19 protein-coding genes are annotated in these 19,838 nt (G+C 53.4%); 4 read left to right on the top strand and 15 right to left on the bottom strand.

The features are described 5' to 3' along the window. Positions 1-2 precede the first annotated feature (2 nt). Complete coding sequence (locus tag F4Y39_16625; GenBank protein MYC15347.1) at positions 3-791, bottom strand: hypothetical protein; 789 nt, start codon at positions 789-791, stop codon at positions 3-5. A 135-nt stretch (positions 792-926) separates the two neighbouring features. Between F4Y39_16625 and F4Y39_16620 the strand changes: the two genes are divergently transcribed. The 4 genes from F4Y39_16620 (at position 927) to F4Y39_16605 (ending at position 5,532) form a co-directional block, all read left to right on the top strand. Next, a complete protein-coding gene (locus F4Y39_16620) occupies positions 927-2,378 on the top strand; it encodes an arylsulfatase (GenBank protein ID MYC15346.1) in 1,452 nt (483 codons plus the stop codon). A gap of 173 nt (positions 2,379-2,551) precedes the next feature. Beyond that, entirely contained in the window at positions 2,552-3,331 is a 780-nt protein-coding gene (locus F4Y39_16615) for a phytanoyl-CoA dioxygenase family protein (GenBank protein MYC15345.1), read from the top strand. Between the two features lie 10 nt (positions 3,332-3,341). Next, entirely contained in the window at positions 3,342-4,190 is an 849-nt protein-coding gene (locus F4Y39_16610) for a phytanoyl-CoA dioxygenase family protein (GenBank protein MYC15344.1), read from the top strand. Between the two features lie 16 nt (positions 4,191-4,206). Then, positions 4,207-5,532 (top strand): GWxTD domain-containing protein, encoded by a 1,326-nt coding sequence (locus F4Y39_16605; protein MYC15343.1) that lies wholly within the window; start codon positions 4,207-4,209, stop codon positions 5,530-5,532. Here F4Y39_16605 and F4Y39_16600 read toward each other — a convergent pair. The 14 genes from F4Y39_16600 to F4Y39_16535 form a co-directional block, all read right to left on the bottom strand. Next, positions 5,529-6,317 (bottom strand): phytanoyl-CoA dioxygenase family protein, encoded by a 789-nt coding sequence (locus F4Y39_16600; protein ID MYC15342.1) that lies wholly within the window; start codon positions 6,315-6,317, stop codon positions 5,529-5,531. The two genes, F4Y39_16605 and F4Y39_16600, sit on opposite strands and share 4 nt — an antisense overlap. An 8-nt stretch (positions 6,318-6,325) precedes the next feature. Next, entirely contained in the window at positions 6,326-7,087 is a 762-nt protein-coding gene (locus tag F4Y39_16595) for a hypothetical protein (GenBank protein ID MYC15341.1), read from the bottom strand. Positions 7,088-7,113: 26 nt separating this feature from the next. Further along, complete coding sequence (locus F4Y39_16590) at positions 7,114-7,884, bottom strand: phytanoyl-CoA dioxygenase family protein (GenBank protein MYC15340.1); 771 nt, start codon at positions 7,882-7,884, stop codon at positions 7,114-7,116. Positions 7,885-7,991: 107 nt separating this feature from the next. Continuing rightward, positions 7,992-8,810, bottom strand: a complete 819-nt coding sequence (locus F4Y39_16585; protein MYC15339.1) for a hypothetical protein — start codon at positions 8,808-8,810, stop codon at positions 7,992-7,994. A 28-nt stretch (positions 8,811-8,838) separates the two neighbouring features. Beyond that, positions 8,839-10,278, bottom strand: a complete 1,440-nt coding sequence (locus F4Y39_16580; protein ID MYC15338.1) for a glycine dehydrogenase subunit 2 — start codon at positions 10,276-10,278, stop codon at positions 8,839-8,841. Further along, positions 10,278-11,609: an aminomethyl-transferring glycine dehydrogenase subunit GcvPA gene (locus F4Y39_16575; protein MYC15337.1), complete on the bottom strand. Its 1,332-nt coding sequence runs from the start codon at positions 11,607-11,609 to the stop codon at positions 10,278-10,280. Before F4Y39_16575 ends, F4Y39_16580 begins: the two co-directional genes overlap by 1 nt. Beyond that, complete coding sequence (locus F4Y39_16570) at positions 11,606-12,313, bottom strand: dephospho-CoA kinase (protein ID MYC15336.1); 708 nt, start codon at positions 12,311-12,313, stop codon at positions 11,606-11,608. The genes F4Y39_16575 and F4Y39_16570 overlap by 4 nt, the downstream gene beginning before the upstream one ends. Further along, positions 12,205-13,137: a hypothetical protein gene (locus F4Y39_16565; protein MYC15335.1), complete on the bottom strand. Its 933-nt coding sequence runs from the start codon at positions 13,135-13,137 to the stop codon at positions 12,205-12,207. Before F4Y39_16565 ends, F4Y39_16570 begins: the two co-directional genes overlap by 109 nt. Before the next feature lie 94 nt (positions 13,138-13,231). After that, a complete protein-coding gene (gene hflC, locus F4Y39_16560; protein ID MYC15334.1) occupies positions 13,232-14,092 on the bottom strand; it encodes a protease modulator HflC in 861 nt (286 codons plus the stop codon). Position 14,093: 1 nt separating this feature from the next. After that, positions 14,094-15,068 (bottom strand): FtsH protease activity modulator HflK, encoded by a 975-nt coding sequence (gene hflK, locus F4Y39_16555; protein ID MYC15333.1) that lies wholly within the window; start codon positions 15,066-15,068, stop codon positions 14,094-14,096. Then, the gene (locus tag F4Y39_16550; GenBank protein MYC15332.1) at positions 15,068-16,078 is read right to left on the bottom strand and encodes a carbohydrate kinase family protein; all 1,011 of its coding nucleotides are present in this window, start codon (positions 16,076-16,078) and stop codon (positions 15,068-15,070) included. The genes hflK and F4Y39_16550 overlap by 1 nt, the downstream gene beginning before the upstream one ends. A 209-nt stretch (positions 16,079-16,287) precedes the next feature. Continuing rightward, positions 16,288-18,381, bottom strand: coding sequence for an ATP-dependent DNA helicase RecG (gene recG, locus F4Y39_16545; protein MYC15331.1), 2,094 nt, complete (start codon positions 18,379-18,381; stop codon positions 16,288-16,290). Between the two features lie 6 nt (positions 18,382-18,387). Beyond that, a complete protein-coding gene (locus F4Y39_16540; protein MYC15330.1) occupies positions 18,388-18,774 on the bottom strand; it encodes a sporulation protein in 387 nt (128 codons plus the stop codon). 153 nt (positions 18,775-18,927) lie between these two features. Further along, the gene (locus tag F4Y39_16535) at positions 18,928-19,686 is read right to left on the bottom strand and encodes a DUF2953 domain-containing protein (protein ID MYC15329.1); all 759 of its coding nucleotides are present in this window, start codon (positions 19,684-19,686) and stop codon (positions 18,928-18,930) included. Between the last annotated feature and the right edge of the window lie 152 nt (positions 19,687-19,838).

Genomic DNA, 19,838 nt, shown 5'->3' with positions numbered 1-19,838 from the left:
ATTTACATAGATCCTTTGAGGGCCATCATATCTACGGGGTCGGGGCTTTCGAATACCGAGGCGGGTAATGTATCAAAGACGGCAATATCCGTATGCTTGCGTTCGCCTCTGCGCGTTGATCCGCGTCCGTCGGAGAGCAGGATGTTGCCGTGTTTTGTCCAGTTTGTCCACGGGCTGCGGAATCGCGGTTCTGCGTTCGATGCGTTGCGATAAAATGCCCATTCTGTGACCAGGTTGTGTTCTTTATCTATCCATACGTCGTATTTGTTTTGCGGCGTGACGCCGGTGTCTTGAAAGGTGAGGGTCAATTTGTGCGCGGGTCGGTCGTTCAGGGTTTTGTCTTCGCCGCTGTATTTTAAGGTGACGCCCGTGTCTTTCAATTTATAGGGCATGACGAGCCAGTAAGAGTCGTTGATCCACCGCCTGTAACCCTGATTCATGTATTTTTTTACTGAGTCGGGGTTTGTTTGCTCTGTTCCTCCGAACCAGACGCGGCCTTTTTTGGTGTTTATGTTCGTCAAGATGAGCATGTCCCCGTCTTCATGCCGCAGGTCGCCCGTCCATTTGTCCCATACGTGCATGCGCCGTCCAAAGAAACGCCATGTGATGTATCGGGTCTGATTCCAATTTTCCCATCCGCCCATTTTTTCCATGACTGCATCGGCAATTTCTATTGCTTTTGCATCTGATTCTGACTGGTTGAATCCTTCGGCTGGGGGATTGGTTTCCGCCATGGCTTTTGAGGCGGGCAGGGTCAACAATAACGCGAGAATCGTCAGTCGAGTAATCATATATTCTCCTTGTACAATAGGTGTGGCGATTATTTCCGCTTGCTTGCGATTTGGATTACGTTCTATATTGCGAACCCGTAATGTACGCAACGAGGTACGATTGCGCCAGTAGTTAAACGAAAGGATACAAAAAATATGGCAGATTCGTCAAAGCGCCCCAATATTGTTGTTATGTACGCGGATGATCTCGGTTTTGGAGATGTGAGTTGTTACGGTGCCACGGCACTCGATACGCCCAATATTGATCGTTTGGCTTCTGAGGGTGTGATATTTTATCAGGGGTATGCTACGGCGGCGACGTGTACGCCTTCGCGCTATAGCCTGCTTACGGGTTCTTATTCCTGGCGCAATGAACGCGCGCATATTTTGCCCGGGGATGCGCCGCTTATTATAGATCCAGGCACTGCTACGTTGCCTGCTGTTCTCAAGGAGGCGGGTTATACTACGGGTGTTGTTGGGAAATGGCATCTGGGTATTGGTGAGGGGAATCAGAATTGGAATGAGCCGCTTCCGCTGACGCCTCTGGATATTGGTTTTGACTATTCTTATATCATGGCTGCGACCAATGATCGCGTGCCGTGTGTGTATCTGGATGGCAGAGATGTGGTGGGTCTCGATCCGTCTGATCCGATTGAGGTGGAGTACGATAAGAATAAGCCGTTTCCGGATTTGCCGACGGGGAAGGACAATCCCGAGTTGCTGAAGATGATGTTTCACCATGGGCACGATATGAGTATTGTCAATGGCGTGAGTCGGATCGGGTATATGAGGGGGGGCGAGGCAGCACTTTGGGTGGATGAAGATATGGCGGATGTGTTTTTGGATAAGGCTGTTTCATTTGTGGAGACGAATAAGGATAATCCCTTTTTTCTGTATTACGCTTTTCACCAGCCCCATGTTCCGCGGTTGCCGCATCCCAGATTTGTGGGGAGTACTGGATTGGGTCCGCGCGGCGATGCGATTGCCGAGATGGATTGGTGTGTTGGCGAGATGCTCGATGCGCTCGATCGGTGTGGTTTAAAAGAAGATACGATTGTGGTTTTTTCGAGTGATAACGGTCCGGTGTTGAATGATGGTTATTACGACGAGGCGGTTGAGTTGTGCGGCGATCACCGGCCAGCAGGTCCGTTGCGCGGGGGAAAATACAGTATGTACGATGGGGGTACTCGCGTGCCTTTTATTGTTTCCTGGCCCGGTAATGTGGAGACCGGGGAGTCTGATGCGCTGGTCAGTCAGGTCGATTTTCTCGCGTCTTTTGCTGCGCTTGCGGGTGTGTCGCTGGATGCGGGTCCCGATAGTGTGGATGTTCTCGATGCCCTGCTGGGGCAAAGCGATGAGGGCCGCGCGGAGATTGTTCTGGAGGGAATTCAGGCAAAGACTATTTTGCGGCAGGGGGATTGGGTGTTTATTCCGCCCCAACAGGGTCCGCCTGTGAATACGAATGTGAATATTGAGACTGGTAATAGTCCTGTTCCGCAACTTTACTATCTTGCGGACGATATCGGGCAGATTGAAAATGTGGCGTCGGTCTATCCCGATGTTGCCGAGCGGATGGCGGATCGATTGCGAGAGATCAGATCAGGATAATCAGAGCCTGCACTGGAACGCCTCTATCCAGTGATTAAAGGATGAGCAGGATGGTGATTGCGGAAAAAAGGCTGTCTATATCAATCAACTCTATCAAAAGAGCCGTCATCGCGGTATGGTTTTGAGCCGCGATCCAGAAGGTTTTTGTCATTACAGTCATTCGAAAGCGAAATATGAATAATTTGCGTAATGAATACGATCAAAATGGCTATGTTATCGCGCGTAAGGCGATTGATGCGGGTCTTGCAGAGGAGACGGTGCAACACGTCCACTGGCTTATTGAGCGTAATCCCGGTGTGCGTCCTGAGCGTTTGCATCACCATTTGCTCGCCCGCGATCCTTTTATGCACCGGCTCGTGGGTGATGAGCGTCTGGTAGATATTGCGGAGCAATTTCTCGGTCCCGATGTCGCGATGTTTGCCGCGCATTATATCGCCAAGCCCCCGGGCGATGGTCAGGCTGTGCAGTGGCATCAAGATGGGTCTTACTGGCCCCTTGAGCCGATGGAAGTGACGACTTTGTGGGTTGCGGGGACGCCTTCGACGGTTGAGAATGGCTGTATGCGGGTGTTGCCGAGGACGCATAACAAGCATTTGCTCAAGCGCCGTGATCTCATTGCTCTGGATCAAAAAAAATACGTGCTCGGCGTGGGGATTCATCCCGATCAGATTGACGATTCCGATGCGGTTGACCTGGAGCTCAACGCGGGCGATGTTTCGATCCACAATCCGAATATTATCCACGGTTCCAATGCCAATACTTCGGATCAGTGGCGCGTTGGGCTTACGTTGCGGTATATTCCGACGAGTACATGGGTGAATAGAGAAGATCACGAGAATATTCTCGTGCGCGGCAAAGCTTCTCCGGATGTTGCGAATGTGTATGCGGGGCGCCCGCGATATGTTCCGGGTGAGACTATGCCGTTTGGGGGCTGTGAGGAATGGAAGCAATAGGAGATAAATCATGGGTGGTTTGACTGATGAGCAGGTTGCTTTTTACAAGGATGAAGGGTATTTGTTGATAGATGAATGTTTGCCCCCAGGGGCGTATCAGCCGCTTGTGGATGAGTTTGATGCGGTGATTGGACAAAAGGCGAGAGAGGCTTTTGCCCTGGGTCAATTGGAGGATCTTTTTGAAGACGCGCCTTTTGAGTGCCGATTGGCGTATTTGTGCGAGGCTTTGGGGACGGATAAGCGTTTTGCAGGTGATATTTTGGGCAAGGTTCACAAGACTGCGGGTTTGTTTTTTTTGCTGACACATCCGGCTATTCTAAATGTGGTGGAGTCGATTATTGGGCCGGAAATTCTGGTGCATCCGCAGTTTAATATCCGCGCAAAGATGCCCGGTGAGGAAGAGGTGTTGTGGCACCAGGATATCGCATTTCTGGATCCGGAGGTGGAGGAGACGTTTATGGTCAATTTCTGGGTGCCACTGGTGGATACGGATGTGGAGAATGGCTGTCTGGAGATTTTGGCGGGGAGTCACAAGCACGGTATTATTCCGCACGATCCGGCGGATTCGGAGAAGGAGATTCCCGAGGATCGGCTGCCGCCGGGCGATCGCGTTTTGTCCGTGCTGCCAGCCGGGGGTGCCGCGTTGATTCAGCACAAGACAATACATCGCTCGTTTCCCAATGCGTCCGATCACATTCGCTGGAGTCTGGATATTCGATATAGCGATTACAGGTTGCCGACCGGGCGCGAGGAGGTGCCGGGCTTTGTTGCGAGAAGTGAGATAGACCCGGATCGGGTGGCAAGCGGTCATGAGGATTGGCTGCGGTTGATGGAGGAGGCTGGTCATCTAATTTCTTAATTGTGAAAGATATGCTATGGGATGGATACGTTGTATCGCGGTGCTGCTCATCTGGTCGCAGGCGGGTGGCATAGGAGCGCAGGATTTGCCTTTGAAGAGTACGGGCAACCTGCGTTTTTTTGTCGATTTGTCGGCTTTTCGAGGTCCTGAGGGATATACGCGTCAGGAGGCGGCACTGTTGCTGGATGCGAGTCAGCTTCAACTGAGGGAACAGGCGGGTGAGTCTGTTGGGAAGATTTCTCTGGTTGCTGTGGTGCTGGATACGCTGGATAATCGGGTGGCGCATCGGACATGGGTTCAGCAGGTTGCTGTTCCGGAGCTGGATGTGGGGATTGGGGCACCGTTTAAGGATGCTGTTTTCTTTGATTTGAAGCCGGGTGCTTATCGGCTGATTGTGCAGATTAAGGATATCCACGCGGAGGAGAGTGGGCGTTGTACTGTGCCGCTTCAGATACCGGATTACGAGCGTCGTGCGGGGCTGGTGTTTAGCGATTTGCAATTGGCTTCTCATGTGGCGCGAAGCGGGGAAGTCCATCGGTTTGTCAAGCAGGGCTGGAAGGTCGTGCCGAATATTACCCGAAATTATGTTATCGGAGAGCCGCTGCAGATTTATTTTGAGGTGTATAATCTGTCGTCGTCGGGAGAGAGTTTTATTATGGGGTACCGTCTGATTGATGCGGAGGAGGAGGTTGTGCGTACTTATCCGGCCAAGCGATTCTTAAAGCCGGGAGAGAGTTGTGTGAGGGCAGAGGTTCTGGATACAGAGGGTTTGCGGGAGGGGACTTATGATCTTCAGGTGGAGGCGTTTGATGGGAGTAGTCGGCAATATTTTCAGACGAGACGGCCCATTTTTCTGGTTTCAAAAGATTTGCCCGAGGGGCTTACGCAGGTACAGAGGGATTTGATCGGGTATTATGCAGATATCCGGTATATCGCCGATGAGAAGACGCGGCGGACTTATGACGCGCTGGAGAGCTGGCCCGCCAGGCTGGCGTTTTTGAAGGTGTTTTGGAAGCAGTTGGACGATGTGCTGGATACGCCGACTAATGAGCGTCTGTTGCAGCATTTGATGCGTATGCATTATGTAGAGACGCATTTTGGGGCTGGCGTAAGGGGATCGGATACGGACCGGGGACGGGTTTATATTCAGTATGGGCCGCCCGATGATGTTGATTACCGGACTTCTGCGGCGGGTCAGAAACCGTCTGAGGTCTGGTTTTACGAGACCGCGCGGCGCTACGAATTTGTGTTTAGAGATCGTCGAGGTACGGGGGTTTACGAGTTGGTTCATTCCTCTTATCCGGGGGAGATGTCCAATCCGTACTGGTGGCGGGAGTTTTAGTCGTCCAGTCTCGATAGCAGGTCGGGCGGAGGGTCACCGACTGTGGATTTGCCATTGCGGAGGAAGGGTTCGGCGTTGCCCCAGAGTTTGCTGCCGTCGGAGGATAGGATGGGTTCGCAGGAGTATTGGCCCAGGTACGCGCGGCGCAGTTTTGGGGTGGTGTTGGTGCTGCTGCTGTGGAAGACGATGCTGGAGAAGGCGACGATGCTGCCTGCGGGTACTTCTGCAATGAGGCCGGGGTCGCTGCCAAAGTAGCCGACTTTGTCGTTGCTGCCTTCTTCGACGATGTGATGCACCCATGAGCGAATGCCGCTGCGCGAATAGGGCAGGAGATGGACAGTGCCGTTTTCTTCGTTCATGTCATCGAGCGCACACCAGCAAGTGAGGTACGGTTTGTGGTCGGGATAACCGACATAGCCGGAGTCCTGATGCCAGGAGAATTTCATGCCGGTTTCCGCGCCTTTGACGACGTATTGTTCCCAGAAGAGGTATGCATTTTCGCCAAGGGTGGCGCGGCATATTTCGGCCATGAGGTCGCTGAAGAGGAAGGTGCGGAGTTTGGGTTGCTGGCGAAAGCAGTTGGAGACGAAGTAGCGTTTGTTGCGGTGGTTGATGCCGATGGTGTCCGTGCCCTGGTCGTCCATGCGCGCGTGCATGGTGTCGATGAAGGTCTGGCATTCGTCGCGCAGGAGTTCGAGGTGGTGCTCGGGTATGACGGCTTCGAGGATGAAATAGCCCTCGTCTCGGTATTGTTGTTTTTGCGCTTCGGTGATGGTGATGGACATGGCGAATTTTATGATAGGACGTCGCGGATACCGGGCCATTCGCGCCAGATGTTCGTGTAGGCGTCTTTGCCGATTTCGTCGGTGTCTTTGTGCTTGAGGCGGGTGATGGTGGCGAGGCGCACGTTGGGTGATGCGTTGAGACAGGCTCCGTGAACGACCTGATGATGCGCGATGATGAGGTCGCCAGCGTTGCCGGTGATCATTATGGGGTCTTTGGGCAGGTTGGGCCGGGGCATGCCGTTGGCGAGTACTTCGTGGCCGTGTTCTGTGAAGTAGGAGGCAAAGAAGCGATGGGATTGGGGCCAGACGGTGAAGTTGCCGCTGTAGGGTTCGGGTACATCGACGAGATAGACGACGGCGAAGGCGGTGAATGAGCGTTTGTAATCGCCTTTGGCCGTGCCGTTGGTGCCGCTGCCAATGCCGTCGATATGTCCGCGCGGTGGCGATGGTTCTTGTCCGAGGGGGAGGGGAAAACGCGGATAGGTTTTGGCGCGTTCAACGGGGAGGACATTGCCTTTGCCCATGAGAGATTCGGCGATTTGCATGACCGGGGTTTTGTTGTACATGTCGAGGATGAAGGGCGCGTCGAGGAGTTCGGCGCAAAAGAATCCCGATCGGTGTCTGGAGAGGTCTTCGCCGCCAATGCCCACGTTGCCGATGGAATGGTTGACGGCGCGGAGTGACGTTTCGATCATGTTTTTGGGGACAGCCCCCGGGATTTTGAGGTAGCCCTCTTCGGCGAATTGGCGTTTTTGTGCCTGGTTTAACATGGTGTTATTTCCCCCAGTGAGATGGTTTACGCCGCTACTGCTTCGCGCACGCAGGGAAATTCGCGCCAGATGTCCTGGAAGCCTTCGTTGCCGTTTTTGTCACAGTCGATGTGGCGCAGGCGCGCGATAGCGGCGTAGCGTATGTTAGGTGAGGCATTGGGGCCACCGGTGTGGATCATCTGATGGTGTGCGATGATGAGGTCGCCGGCGTTGCCGGTGACCATGTCCGGTCCTTCGGGCAGGTCAACGCGGGGGGTGCCGTTGGAGAGTGTTTCGAGGCCCTCGCGTTTGAGGTAGTTTTCGAAGAAGCGATGAGAGCCTGGCCAGACGGTGAAGTTACCGCTGTAGGGTTCGGGTACGTCGGCCAGGTAGATGACGGCGAAGGCGGTGAATCCGCGGCGGTACACGCCTTTTGGCATGCCGTTTGTGCCGGTGCCCATGCCGTCGAGATGGCCGCGGGGTTCGGGTGGAACTTCGCCGATTACTGTGGGGAAGCGCGGGGCGACTTGCGCACCTCTGATGGGTTTTTGCAAGTTGCCTTCTCCCATGAGCGATTCGGCGATGGAGATGACCGGGCTGGCGTTGAAGAGGTTCATGATAACCGGGGCGCCATTCAAGTCGCGACAGAATTGCGCTGCGCGATGTTTGGACATGTCTTCGCCATTTGGCCCCAGGGTGCCGATGGAGTGGTTGACGGCCTGACGCGCGGTATCGACCATGGCTTTTGATATGGCTCCGGGTATTTTGACGTAACCGCGGTCGTGAAATTCACGTATTTGTTCGGGTGTGAGTTGCATGACGTGGCTCCTGTAAGTGAACGTATGTTGTATAATTATTGCTAAATTTAAGAAGAGTAAAATTCAAAGACAACTGTTATGTACCGTGTCCATAATGTCGAAAATATTCAGGTGGCAGAGGCAAGATGTTTGATGGCTGTTTCTTTTCTTTCAACGCGTTCGTTCATGTGTTGGGAATATTCAGGTGTGCCGCAGAAGTCGTGGATGGTGGCGCGTTTGCGGTAGGGTACGTAATTGCCGAGGTGCCAGGCGCTGGAGCGGTAGAGGGCGAAGTCGCCCGCGTTGAGGCGCAGTTGAATAGCACCGGGCATGTTGCGCGTGTAGTCGAGGCAGTCGCGTTCTTGTTGTTCGTGGGATACGGGTCTCTGATTGCGGAATTTGTCGCGGTCATAGGCGTTTTTGGCGGCGATTTCGCCGGGGAGGTTGCGCTGGCGATAGTGGCTGCCGGGTACGATCCAGGTGGAGGGGTCTTCGTATAGAGCGCAATTGATCTGGTTCTGGTAGTCGATGTGGAATGATTGCCATTGCCATTCTTCGCGGAATTCGGATTCGAATACTTCCCGGGGCATGTGATCGCGCCAGTCGCGGTGCCAATCCGTACACCAGGGGTATTCGGCGGGTTCGAGCAGGATGCCGGTGCGGTCGAGGTCGGCGTGGTAGTGCTGCGGAGTGAGGACGCGATGGATGGCGTCGTTGAGTTCTGGCAACGCGCCGTAGTTTTTGAAGGGGCGCTGGTCGAGGTCGTATTTGGCTATGGGCTGGAGGCGCTGCGCCTGGGGACCAGTGACTTCGCGCGCTATTTCCCTGGCTTTGTCAGTGACGCGGCGCAGGTCCGTGAGTAAGGATGTGGGTATGATGTCTTGGAAAATGGTGTAGCCAAGCGTATGATAATCGGCGATGTGTTTTTCTGTGAATTGGAAGGACATGATAGCACCTGTCTTTTGGTGTGGTGTTTTACAATTTCCAGCGCAGGATGGGTTTTCGCGCGGCGGTTGCTTCGTCCAGTCTTCGCACGGGCGTTGCGTGGGGGGCTTCTCTGAGGAGGTCGGGATTTTCTTCGGCTTCTTTTGCAATTTGAATCATGGCTTCGATAAAGTCGTTGACCTGTTCGAGGCTTTCGGTTTCGGTCGGTTCGATGAGCATGGTTTCGGGCGCGACATTGGGCAGGGGAAAGTAGATCGTGGGCGGATGGACGCCGTAATCGATCAGCCGTTTGGCGATGTCGGTTGCGGTGATCCCGTTCGCCTTTTTTTGTCGCGATGCCGAGAATACCATTTCGTGCATGGGTTGTGCATTTTTGGGGCGGTCGTAGTAGGGGTCGAGTTTTGCCGCGATATAATTGGCATTCAAGACGGCCATTTCACTGGTGCGGCGCATGCCTTCTGCACCGAGCATTTTGGCATAGACCAGTGCGCGTATTACCATGCCAAAATTGCCGTAGAATGAACTCACTTTGCCGATGGATTCCGGGCGGTCAAAGTCGAGTTTGAATGTATCCCCTTCTTTCAGGACTACGGGCAGGGGCAAGAAGGGCAAGAGTGCCTTTTTTACGCCTACTGGACCAGAGCCGGGTCCCCCGCCTCCGTGGGGCGTGGTAAATGTTTTGTGCAGGTTGATGTGTACGACGTCAAATCCCATGTCGCCGGGCCGGCATTGACCCAGAAAGGCATTTAAGTTTGCGCCATCGTAATACAACAGGCCGCCCACGTCGTGTACTAATGCGGCGATGTCTTCAATTTCGTCTTCAAATACGCCAAATGTGTTGGGGTTGGTCAACATCAAACCGGCTACGTCTTCGGTCAAATGCGTTTTGAGGTCTTCCACATCGACTGTGCCGCGTTCTGTTGATTTAATTGCCTGTACTGCATATCCGCAGATTGCCGCGGTTGCCGGATTTGTTCCATGGGCAGAGTCGGGGATGAGTACTATTTTTTTTGCGTTGCCCTGTGCCCTGTGATAGGCGGCGATCAGTGAGATGCCCACGAATTCGCCCTGCGCTCCGGCTGTGGGTTGAAAGGTGAATCCGTCCATTCCGCTGACGGCTTTGAGCACTTGTTCCATTTCCCAGATGACTTGCAGGGCGGGTTGGGCATTTTCCGATAGGGGATGCAATCCCGCGATCTGTGGGATACGCGCAGCTTTCTCATGTACTCTGGGATTGTATTTCATCGTGCAGGATCCCAGAGGATAAAAATGTGTGTCGATGCTGAAGTTCATCTGTGAGAGCGCGGTGTAGTGGCGCACGAGTTCCAGTTCGCTCACTTCGGGGAGGCCGGGTGGGATGTCGCGGCGCATGGTTTCGGGTATCGCTGTTCCGGAATCCACAGCAGCGGGAAATGCGACACAGCGCCTGTCTGGCGCGCCGCGTTCAAAGATCAATATATCGCGATCCATTACAATGTCCTCCACGCATCGATCAGGCGTTCAATGTCGGCGTCTGTGCGTTTTTCTGTGACACATGTGAGAATACAATTTTCGAGTTCGGGATAAAATCGGCCCAGATCAATGCCGGCTTCAATGCCCCGATGTTGCAAAGCCGTCAGGACATCGGATGCTTTGCGGTCTGTTTCCAGAACGAATTCGTTGAATATTGGACCGGAGAATTTCTGGCGCACACTGTCTAATGCGGTCAGTGCCTGCAAAGCGCGGTGGCTTTGATGCCAGTTCAATTCGCCAACTTCGCGAAAGCCCTGCGGTCCGACCGAGGATAGGTACACGGTTGCTGCGGTTGCACAGAGTGTCTGGTTTGTGCAGATGTTCGATGTGGCGCGTTCGCGTCGAATGTGTTGTTCGCGCGTTTGCAATGTCAGTACAAAGCCCCGCTTGCCATCTACATCGGTGGTTTGGCCGCAGATACGACCGGGCATTTTTCGCACATGGCTCTCCCTCGACGCAAAAAAGCCGACATAAGGTCCGCCGTAAGACAGGGGCAGGCCCAGTGGCTGCCCATCGCCTACGACAATATCGGCGCCGAAGTCGCCCGGTGGACGAATTGTGCTCAGGGATATGGGGTTGACGCAGGCTATAAAAGCTGTTCTGGTATTGTTGATCAGGTCGCCAATTTCGGATAGGTGTTCGAGCACGCCCAAAAAATTCGGATTTTGTACGACCACGGCGGCGGTGTTGTCGTTCAATTCGCGCTTCAAAACGGCGATATCCAGTGCGCCGAAGTCGGACCAGGGAATATCCACGAGTTCGAGATCTATTCCCCGCACATAGGTCGCCACTACCTGGCGGTAAAATGGATGCAGGCTGCGCGGCAATAAGACGCGCGTGCGGTTGTTCAGACGGACTGACATAAGTACGGCTTCGGCCAGTGCAGAAGCGCCGTCGTACATGGACGCATTGGCGACTTCCATGTTGGTCAGTTCACAAATCATGGATTGAAATTCAAAAATAGCCCGAAGGGTTCCCTGGCTCACCTCGGGCTGATAGGGCGTGTAGGCTGTAAAAAATTCGCCTCGCGAAATGATGGCATCGACTACGCTGGGCGAAAAGTGATCGTAAGCACCTCCGCCCAAAAACGATAGGGGTGTCTCGCTTCCGCGGTCGGTTAGCGATTGCGCAAAAGCCATCGCTTCCATTTCACTGATTCCAGGAGGCAAATTGAGCGCGTTCAGGCGCAGCGATTCGGGAACGGGGGCAAACAGGTCATCTGTGGATGCTACTCCGATCACGTTGAGCATGTGCTGAATATCGCGTTCTGTATGTGGCGTGTAGTTCATCGTTCCTCACATTGCAATTTGTTCCAAATAGCCCGCGCGCGCTGGCGACACACGGCGGGTGTTTTATCATTGACTACGACAAAATCCGCGACTGAGACTTTGTCTTCCTCGGGCAACTGTGCGGATAGTCGCGCCATAACTTCGGCTCTGGAGATGCCCAATCGCGTCATTGTTCGCTGAATCCGCAATGCTTCGGGGGCTGTTACGACGACGAGTACATCGACGATTTTTTTGGGATCGCCGCGCTCGACCAGCAGGGCCGCATCCACAACTACGGGGCGTGTGGGTTCTCGATCCAGAGCCGCATAAATTTTGTCCAGCAATAACTGCCGAAGCGGTTGCCATACGATGGCGTTGAGTTTTTCGCGATTTTTGTCAGACGCAAAGGCTCGCTTGCCCAATTCCCGGCGTGCGATTTGTCCGTCGGCATCCAGAATCTCTCGTCCGAACACATCGGTCAGGTTGCGAATTACAATCGGATCGCGGAGTACTTCGTGACCTGTTGAATCGGCGTCGATTACGCGTGCGCCGGCTTTTTCAAATACGGCGCATACGGTGCTTTTTCCCGCGCCGATGCCTCCTGTTACGCCTATGATCACTGCTCGTCCTCTCGGCGATATACGCGCAATTGCAGGGTCAATTCTTCGGCTGCGTCTTCGGCTTCCCACCGTCGCAAGGTCGCGCGATTCCGCAGTCTCACGCATATATAGGCGAGTAGCAAGAGCAAGGTGAGATACAGCCAGATCAAATCGGGCGAAAAAAGCAACGTCATCAGACTGAATCGCGCCTGTACATCATCGCGCCATCGCCGTTCAAATTCGCGGGGTGTTTCGCCGGTTACGCGAAATAATGCGACTTCAAAGGGCGCGTCTGCTTCCAGTTCGGAAAGCATGACGACCACGGCATTGGGACCGCCCAAACGGATCAAAAACGAGACTGCCAGCAAACTTTCCGTGTAGGCCAGATCGGCTTTTGCCGAGGGGAAAGAAAGGACTTCATCAATTTCGGAGAGCGGGATCAAGTTCTCCGAAAAGACCGCGTAAAACACTGCCGCGCTTTGTCGCAAGCGCCACTCGTGCGACGCCCACATCGCCACGCCTTCGTGAAACCAGACGGGTACACGCGATGGCGCGATGGCGTGCAAAAATATATGGGCAAATTCGTGTCGCGCAACCTGTAGTAAGTTGTCGGCGCTGGCTTGTAGAACAATGGTGCGCGATTCGAGAAATGCAACCCCCGCGCTCCAATGCGGCAAGCGCCCGTGTGTCAATTCTCGAAAAATAGCTTCGTTCGGCGCGAGATAAACCGCTATGGGAATTTCGGGGGCGCCGCCCAGTTTGCGCCGGATTTCATTGCGTCCAATAAGGAGTGCGTTCAAGAATGTCTGTGCCCGAACCGCATCGTTATGCGCGAGGTATAAGGCGAGGCCATCGCGTTCAAATTTGTGCCATTCTGTCGCGTTTGCTGCAGAAAAGGAGAAGAGGAGGAGAAAGCAGAGATACGAGATTTGGGTTGAACGGGCAGACATGGGGTTGCCTCTGCGTTGAGGCGTAGCCTACACTCAAATTCAGGGCGATGGGGTACAGACGGGACGGCACATGGGCCGTCCCTTACAACCATTTTTACCGTGGACGCTTTTTAGTCAGGTACTTAAAGAAGTCGCTGGTGGGAGGCATTACGACGGTTGTTCCTTCGCCCAGGGTTTTTTCATAGGCTTCGAGGGTGCGCCAGAATTGAAAAAAGCGAGGGTCTTGTTCAAAGGCATCGGCATAGATACGCAATGCTTCGGCATCGCCTTCACCGCGAATTAGCTGCGATTTTTGCAGGGCTTCGGATTTGAGTCGCGCAACTTCAAGGTCGGTTTCCGCGCGGATTTTCAGAGCCGCTTCTTCGCCCTCGGCGCGGTATTCTTTGGCCTGCCGATCGCGCTCGGCACGCATGCGTTCAAATACGTTGTTTTTGTTTTCCCGCGGCAGGTCTGCGCGTTTAATCCGCACATCGAGGATATCAATGCCCAGTCCGAGTGCTGCCTCGTGGGAGCGCTCTGTCACTTTTTTCATGATTTCCTCGCGGTGCGTAACTACGATCTCGACCAGCGTGCGTTGTCCGAGTTCTTCGCGCACCGCTGAAAAAATGATGTCGTCCAGGCGCGATTGTGCATAAGAGACATTTTGCACAGATACCAGAAACTTGAGTGGATCTGTGATGCGCCAGCGGGCAAAATTATCGACGATGAGGTTTTTCTTGTCCTGCGTGTAAATTTGTCTTGGGTCGGCATCGCTGTACAGCAGGCGATCTTCGAAGGTGTGCAATTGCTGGATAAATGGGATCTTAAAATGCAGACCAGGGGACTGTACGGTGCGTACGGGTTGCCCAAATTCTGTGACGACGACCTGTTCGCGTTCATCCACGATATAACACGATGCATTCAGTAAAATACTCCCTGCGATCAAAATGACCACCAGGGTTACGAGGTTGCGCATGTCAATTTCCTCCTCCTAATGGCTTTTGCAGATTGAGAACGTTGAGGATACCGCCCTTGCCATCGGATTCGACGACGTATTTTTGTATGCCGGGCAGAATTTTTTCCATTGTTTCGAGGTACATTCGCGTTTCGGTCACGTCTTTTGCATTGCGATATTCTTTGAGCACCTCGACGAAGCGGTCTGCATCGCCCTGTGAGCGCTTGACGCGCTCGACTTTATAGGCTTCGGCTTCGCGGATCATTCTTTCGGCTTCACCGCGCGTTTTTGGGATGATGTCATTGCGATAGGCTTCGGCTTCGTTGCGGAGACGTTCTTTGTCTTCTCGCGCGTTGGCGACGTCCTTAAATGCGTGATCGACTTCCTGGGGTACAGACACGGTTTGCAATTTTGCTTGATCGACGCGCACGCCAATTTGGTAGAGGTCCAGGACTTCCTGAACCTGTTTCAGTATCTCTTCCTGTATTTCCAGCTTGCCCTCTGTGAGAGCCTCGTCGATGGTGCGCTGCCCAACGACCTGGCGCAATGCGGCCTCGGTCACGTCTTTGATGGCTTTTCGCTGGTCGTTGACCTGGAACAAGTAGTTCTCCAAGTCGCGGATGCGGTACTGAACGATCAATTCTACATCGACGATATTCTCATCGCCGGTCAACATGGCGGATTCGGCTGAGACCTTCTGGTATCTCGGCGTGGGCGTTACGCTGATGGTGCGAAAGCCGACTTCGAGGCGTTTTACCTCTGATACGCGCTCTTTCTCAATGCGCTCGATGGGTGTGGGCCAGTGGTAGTGGATGCCAGGATCTTCCAGGCTTACCGCTTGTCCGAATCGAAATACGACTGCTTGCTCATCTTGCCGCACCGTATAGATGCCACTGGCCAACCAGAGCAATGCCAGTACAATTAACCCGTAATAGATGAACTTGGGGTTGAATTGCAAGTCGAAATTTGGACGGTTTGGAAATTGATATTCTTGCATCAGGCCCTCCTTTCAGGACCGGGGAGAATGCCGTTTAATACGGCAGGTTGACCTGTCTGAATGTCCCGCACAGGCAGGTCTTCGGGGTTTAAGAATTGATTTATTTTCGCAATGCCCTCAATGCCGCGCAAACACACGTTGATACCCGCCACCCGATTGGCAAAACGGCTTGCAACTGCGCGGTTGCCCGTTTGCAAGAAGGCCCAGGTATATCCCATTAAAAAGGTGTCGCCACATCCGGTTTCGTCACAGGGTTCGGATATGGGCGCGGGGTCAAACGGGTCGATTACAATGTCTGAGCGATCGTTTTGAAAAATTGTCTCAGAACCGCGATTGCTGCGCGTGATCATCAATACTGAAGGTCCCGCGCACAGTACCTGCTTTGCAAAGCGGCGTGTTGCGTTCTTTCCATGGAGTGTTTCGCCGGCGAGTAAAGCGCCTTCTTGCTCATTCATTTGTACGACATCCACGCATCCCATCCATTTTTCCCACTGCGGGGGCACGCGCCAGAATCGACGGCGTTTTTCATCCATGCCCAGGGTTAGACTGTGGACATCCATCAATAGCAAACCGGTGGCGAAACGACGCACGCGCTGTGCGGTTTCGAGGGCGAGTTCCATTCCGGTGATAAAATTAAAGCATATCGCGTCGCAGTCTAAAAATGGTTTAATTTGTGAAAAAGAGATTTTCGGGACGTCATTGTGCAGGGTTTCGCGTTTGCGACCATTTGCGTCGTAATCCAAAAAGCAATGGGGGTTTTTGCCCGATACAAATCGGATGCCGTCGAATTTGACGTGCGGATATGGCGCGAGTTTTTTGCGCACTACGGCTTCCATGTCTGCGCCTACATTGCAGATGGGGTAAATCGCTACCTGAGAAGACGCGATCTCGGCCAGTGCCAGGATGCTGTACAACAAACCGCCGTAGCTTTCGGTTGTCACGCCATCGGCGGTGTGAATCGTGTCGCGGTTAATCGTGCCAAGCAACGCAATGCGCAGCTTATGATTCATCAGTCAGTTTCCGGGGAAAGATGAAAAAATCAAAAGCAACCACCGATGAACACGGATGAACACGGATGGATGCATAAGAAACCGAATCAATCTACCATAATACAATATGGGTGTCAACTATTAGCGGTTAGCGGGCGACCACAGGGGGTCGCCCCTACAAAACATGTAACAATCTGCCGTAGGGGACGGCCCCTGTGCCGTCCCATCAGTCATCCCGCTTCCACAATTTGCATGTCATGGCGTGCGGTTGCGTCTAATTCTCGTCTTAAGATAGTGTGCGCGGTCAAATTTGGGTCGTGGGATAGGAGTGTCTGCGCTTCTCGGCGTGCGGCGGTGATTAAGGCGCCGTCGCGAGCGAGGTCGGCAAAGTGAAATTTGGGGAAGCCAGCTTGTTGTGTGCCAAAAATATGTCCGGGTCCCCGGATGCACAAGTCGGCTTCTGATATTTCAAATCCGTCCGTTGTTCGCGCCATGGCGTCGAGGCGTTCACGCGCGTCATCCGATAATTCTTCCTGGGGATCTGCGATTAAAATACAGTAGGATTGATGTTGACCGCGGCCCACGCGCCCGCGCAATTGGTGCAATTGCGATAGTCCAAAGCGCTCGGCGTGTTCGACCATCATGACTGTGGCATTGGGCACATCGACGCCGACTTCTATGACTGTTGTCGTGACCAGCGCATCCAGGTCGCCGCGCCTGAAGGCAGACATTGTGGTTTCTTTTTTGTCGCGTTTTAGCCGTCCGTGCAACAAGCCCAGTTGGAAGTTGGAGAGTGCGCCCTGTTGCAGGTTTTCAAAGGCGGCAGTGGCGGCTTGCAGGTCGCTTTTTTCGGATTCGGATACGAGTGGATAGACGATATATGCCTGATGTCCTTGTTGCAGTTCGCTGCGGAGAAATTGCAGTGCGCGGTCGCGGTCCAGCGCATAACGCCATCCCGTGCGTACAGGGATGCGACCGGGCGGCAGGGCGTCGATGATGGTGACATCCAGGTCGCCGTACAGGGTTAGAGATAGGGATCTGGGTATGGGAGTGGCGGTCATGACCAGAAGATGGGTCGCATTGCCTTTTTCGCGCAGCATGGCGCGCTGGACCACGCCAAAGCGATGTTGCTCATCGACGACGATGAGTGCGAGATCGGCAAATGCGATGTCGTTTTGCAATAGGGCATGTGTGCCGACTGCTATTTTTATTTTTTCAGAACGCAATCCGTCCAGTACTCTGGTGCGTTGTGCCTTTGGCATGCGTCCTGTTACCAGTGCTATGTCTAAGCCCAATGGTGCGACGAGTTCCCGAATGGTGTGGGCGTGTTGCTCGGCGAGGATCTCTGTGGGTGCCATTAAGGCGGCCTGCGCGCCGCTGTCTGTGGCACACAACATGGCGTGGAGGGCGACGAGGGTTTTGCCGGATCCCACATCGCCCTGTAACAGGCGATGCATGGCTACAGGGCGATGTAAGTCATGGCCGATTTCTGCAATGGCATGTGCTTGTGCGTGTGTGAGTTCAAAGGGCAAATGCGCTACGAGTTGTTGCGTCAGGGTGCCGCTGGATGTCAGTACGCGTCCGGGCGTGCTTTGGCGCAGCTTTTTTGCTTGTCCCAGATAAAGCTGGATATAGAAGATTTCGTCAAATGATAGGCGTTGCCGCGCGGTGTCTATATCCGTTGTTGTGTCTGGGAAATGGATTTTTTCAATTGCGTCTCTGAGGCGCATCAGGCCACAGCGTTTGCGTATGTTTTCGTCCAATGGGTCTTCGATCTGATCTCCAACAGCTTGTAGCGCGGCGAATAACAGGCGGCGGAGTGCGCGGGCTGTGAGGCGGTCTGCTTTCATTTTTGATGTGGTCGAGTACAGGGGGATGATGCGTCCGGTATGTAGCCGCTGATTGTCGTCTTCTTCGTTTGCGAGAACTTCTATTTCGGGGTGTACTATTTGCAGGGTGCGCCCGAATCGCGTCAGTTTTCCCCCGAGTGCCACGATGTCGCCCGCGCGGTATGCATTTTTGAGGTATTGAATGCCTCCAAACCAGGTGCAGGCGACCGATCCGGTCTGGTCTTCGACTGTCATGACGAATCGCCGACGCTTGCCGGGGATTGTTTGCATGCTCACAATTTCACCGACTGCGGTGACTTCTCGCTCCAGGGGCAGGTGTGCGATTCCGACTTCGGTGGATCGATCTATGTACCGATAGGGCAAATACAATAGCAGATCGCCCACGGTGGCGATGCCGGCGTTTTCCAATACTTTTTCGCGCTTTGGCCCAATGCCCGGCAGTGTTCGCAAGGGCTGGTTTAAGTTTGAGAGCATATTGTTCTATTTTTCTTCTTCGCTGTCGCCTTCCTCGCCATCTTTCTGTTTTTTTCGTTTGTCTTTAAATGCTTTGATTTTTTCTATTACATCGGGTGCGTATTTGAGCAGGTCGGCAATGGACATGCTTTTGTCTTCTATGGGTAGAAGCTGTGCTTTGCCTTTTTGTATGACGATGAATGCCACGGGTTGCACAGAGCCGCCTCCGCCCGTGCCACTGCTGCCGTCGTCTTTTTCGCTTTGTCCACCGCCTGCGCCAAATCCAAAGGATATTTTGGATACGGGTATGATGGTGATGTCGCCCGCAATTACAGGCTCGCCTACTACGGTTTCGGTTTTTACGATTTCACGCAGTTCATTTAACATCGTTCGCACCATGTCTTCAATGGCCATATTTCCTCCCTAAGAAGTAAAGTCATAATAATCATTAGATAGCAAAAACTTCCTGGATCGCGGCTTAAACCATGCCGCGATGACAATCGCTATTCCTGTCGTCACGCCTGCAGGTCTTAAGCAGGCGTCCAGGGCGGGGAGTTGTTTGAATTTTTAATTCGCATTCATAGCAGTTAAGGGGACTTTGCGCCTGTTTTTGCGTTTTGTCCACCAGATTTTTGCGCGCCAGAGTCCGCCGCGTACAGCAAGGGCGAGGGCGGCGAATATCAAACGGTGAAGATAAACGGAGAGCCGCAGGGATCCCGATCCGGCAAAGCGCGGCTGGATAAAGTCAGGGGTGAGTGAGATGTGGATGCGTTTGCCAAAGATGCGCTTGAATGCTTCAACATATCCAAATAGACGCCCGGTGAAAGCGGGGTCGTCCGTTCCCAGTTCCAGATTCAATTCGAGGTGCCGAAATGCGATTGTTTTTGATAGGCGCTTCATAAATCGCGTCAGAATGGGACGCGCATCCGCGGCGTAGTCCAGGTATTGTTTTGTCTTCGCGTGCAGGGTTTGCAAACGCGACCAGTAGGAGGGTTTCGTTGTTGGGTATGATTTTTTAGGTCTTTCCCGTTTTGGTTTGGTGGTGGTATCTCTTTTGGATTCTGTTGTTGCTGATGGCGGTTTTTCCCCGGGTCGCCACGCGGTCCAGCGTCCGATAACGACGCGTAGTTGCATTCCCTTTTTGTCGATGTCGCAAATAATACCACATAGCCCGGCACAACCGCGCGCGAAGCCGGATATACTGTAGTCATTTTCGCGGTAGTATCCCGTTGCACCTGCGCGGATTGGCAAGAATATGAAGAGTGCCAGAATTGCGAGGGGGATACCCAGTACAAGGCCAATGGCGATGAGGATTGATGTGAGCATTTTCAAAATAGGGTAAAAATGAGTGTTAAAGTCAAGCAGTTTTGCCTATGCACTTGACACGGTGGCGCGTAGATTGCAATATTTGGCGATAAAAGCGCGAATCAACGAATCAACGAATCAACGAATCAACGAATCAACGAATCAACGAATCA

The sequence above is a fragment of the Gemmatimonadota bacterium genome, assembly GCA_009838845.1.
In the GTDB taxonomy this organism is placed as follows: domain Bacteria; phylum Latescibacterota; class UBA2968; order UBA2968; family UBA2968; genus VXRD01.
The sequence above is the reverse complement of the archived record's forward strand: the minus strand, read 5'-3'. Positions and strand labels throughout refer to the sequence as shown.

Excerpts from the sequence above, each read along its gene's own strand:
- F4Y39_16625 (MYC15347.1), bottom strand. The coding sequence starts at position 791 with ATGATTACTCGACTGACGATTCTCGCGTTATTGTTGACCCTGCCCGCC.
- F4Y39_16620 (MYC15346.1), top strand. The coding sequence starts at position 927 with ATGGCAGATTCGTCAAAGCGCCCCAATATTGTTGTTATGTACGCGGAT.
- F4Y39_16615 (MYC15345.1), top strand. The coding sequence starts at position 2,552 with ATGAATAATTTGCGTAATGAATACGATCAAAATGGCTATGTTATCGCG.
- F4Y39_16610 (MYC15344.1), top strand. The coding sequence starts at position 3,342 with ATGGGTGGTTTGACTGATGAGCAGGTTGCTTTTTACAAGGATGAAGGG.
- F4Y39_16605 (MYC15343.1), top strand. The coding sequence starts at position 4,207 with ATGGGATGGATACGTTGTATCGCGGTGCTGCTCATCTGGTCGCAGGCG.
- F4Y39_16600 (MYC15342.1), bottom strand. The coding sequence starts at position 6,317 with ATGTCCATCACCATCACCGAAGCGCAAAAACAACAATACCGAGACGAG.
- F4Y39_16595 (MYC15341.1), bottom strand. The coding sequence starts at position 7,087 with ATGTTAAACCAGGCACAAAAACGCCAATTCGCCGAAGAGGGCTACCTC.
- F4Y39_16590 (MYC15340.1), bottom strand. The coding sequence starts at position 7,884 with ATGCAACTCACACCCGAACAAATACGTGAATTTCACGACCGCGGTTAC.
- F4Y39_16585 (MYC15339.1), bottom strand. The coding sequence starts at position 8,810 with ATGTCCTTCCAATTCACAGAAAAACACATCGCCGATTATCATACGCTT.
- F4Y39_16580 (MYC15338.1), bottom strand. The coding sequence starts at position 10,278 with ATGGATCGCGATATATTGATCTTTGAACGCGGCGCGCCAGACAGGCGC.
- F4Y39_16575 (MYC15337.1), bottom strand. The coding sequence starts at position 11,609 with ATGAACTACACGCCACATACAGAACGCGATATTCAGCACATGCTCAAC.
- F4Y39_16570 (MYC15336.1), bottom strand. The coding sequence starts at position 12,313 with ATGCGTGAGACTGCGGAATCGCGCGACCTTGCGACGGTGGGAAGCCGA.
- F4Y39_16565 (MYC15335.1), bottom strand. The coding sequence starts at position 13,137 with ATGTCTGCCCGTTCAACCCAAATCTCGTATCTCTGCTTTCTCCTCCTC.
- hflC (MYC15334.1), bottom strand. The coding sequence starts at position 14,092 with ATGCGCAACCTCGTAACCCTGGTGGTCATTTTGATCGCAGGGAGTATT.
- hflK (MYC15333.1), bottom strand. The coding sequence starts at position 15,068 with ATGCAAGAATATCAATTTCCAAACCGTCCAAATTTCGACTTGCAATTC.
- F4Y39_16550 (MYC15332.1), bottom strand. The coding sequence starts at position 16,078 with ATGAATCATAAGCTGCGCATTGCGTTGCTTGGCACGATTAACCGCGAC.
- recG (MYC15331.1), bottom strand. The coding sequence starts at position 18,381 with ATGCTCTCAAACTTAAACCAGCCCTTGCGAACACTGCCGGGCATTGGG.
- F4Y39_16540 (MYC15330.1), bottom strand. The coding sequence starts at position 18,774 with ATGGCCATTGAAGACATGGTGCGAACGATGTTAAATGAACTGCGTGAA.
- F4Y39_16535 (MYC15329.1), bottom strand. The coding sequence starts at position 19,686 with ATGCTCACATCAATCCTCATCGCCATTGGCCTTGTACTGGGTATCCCC.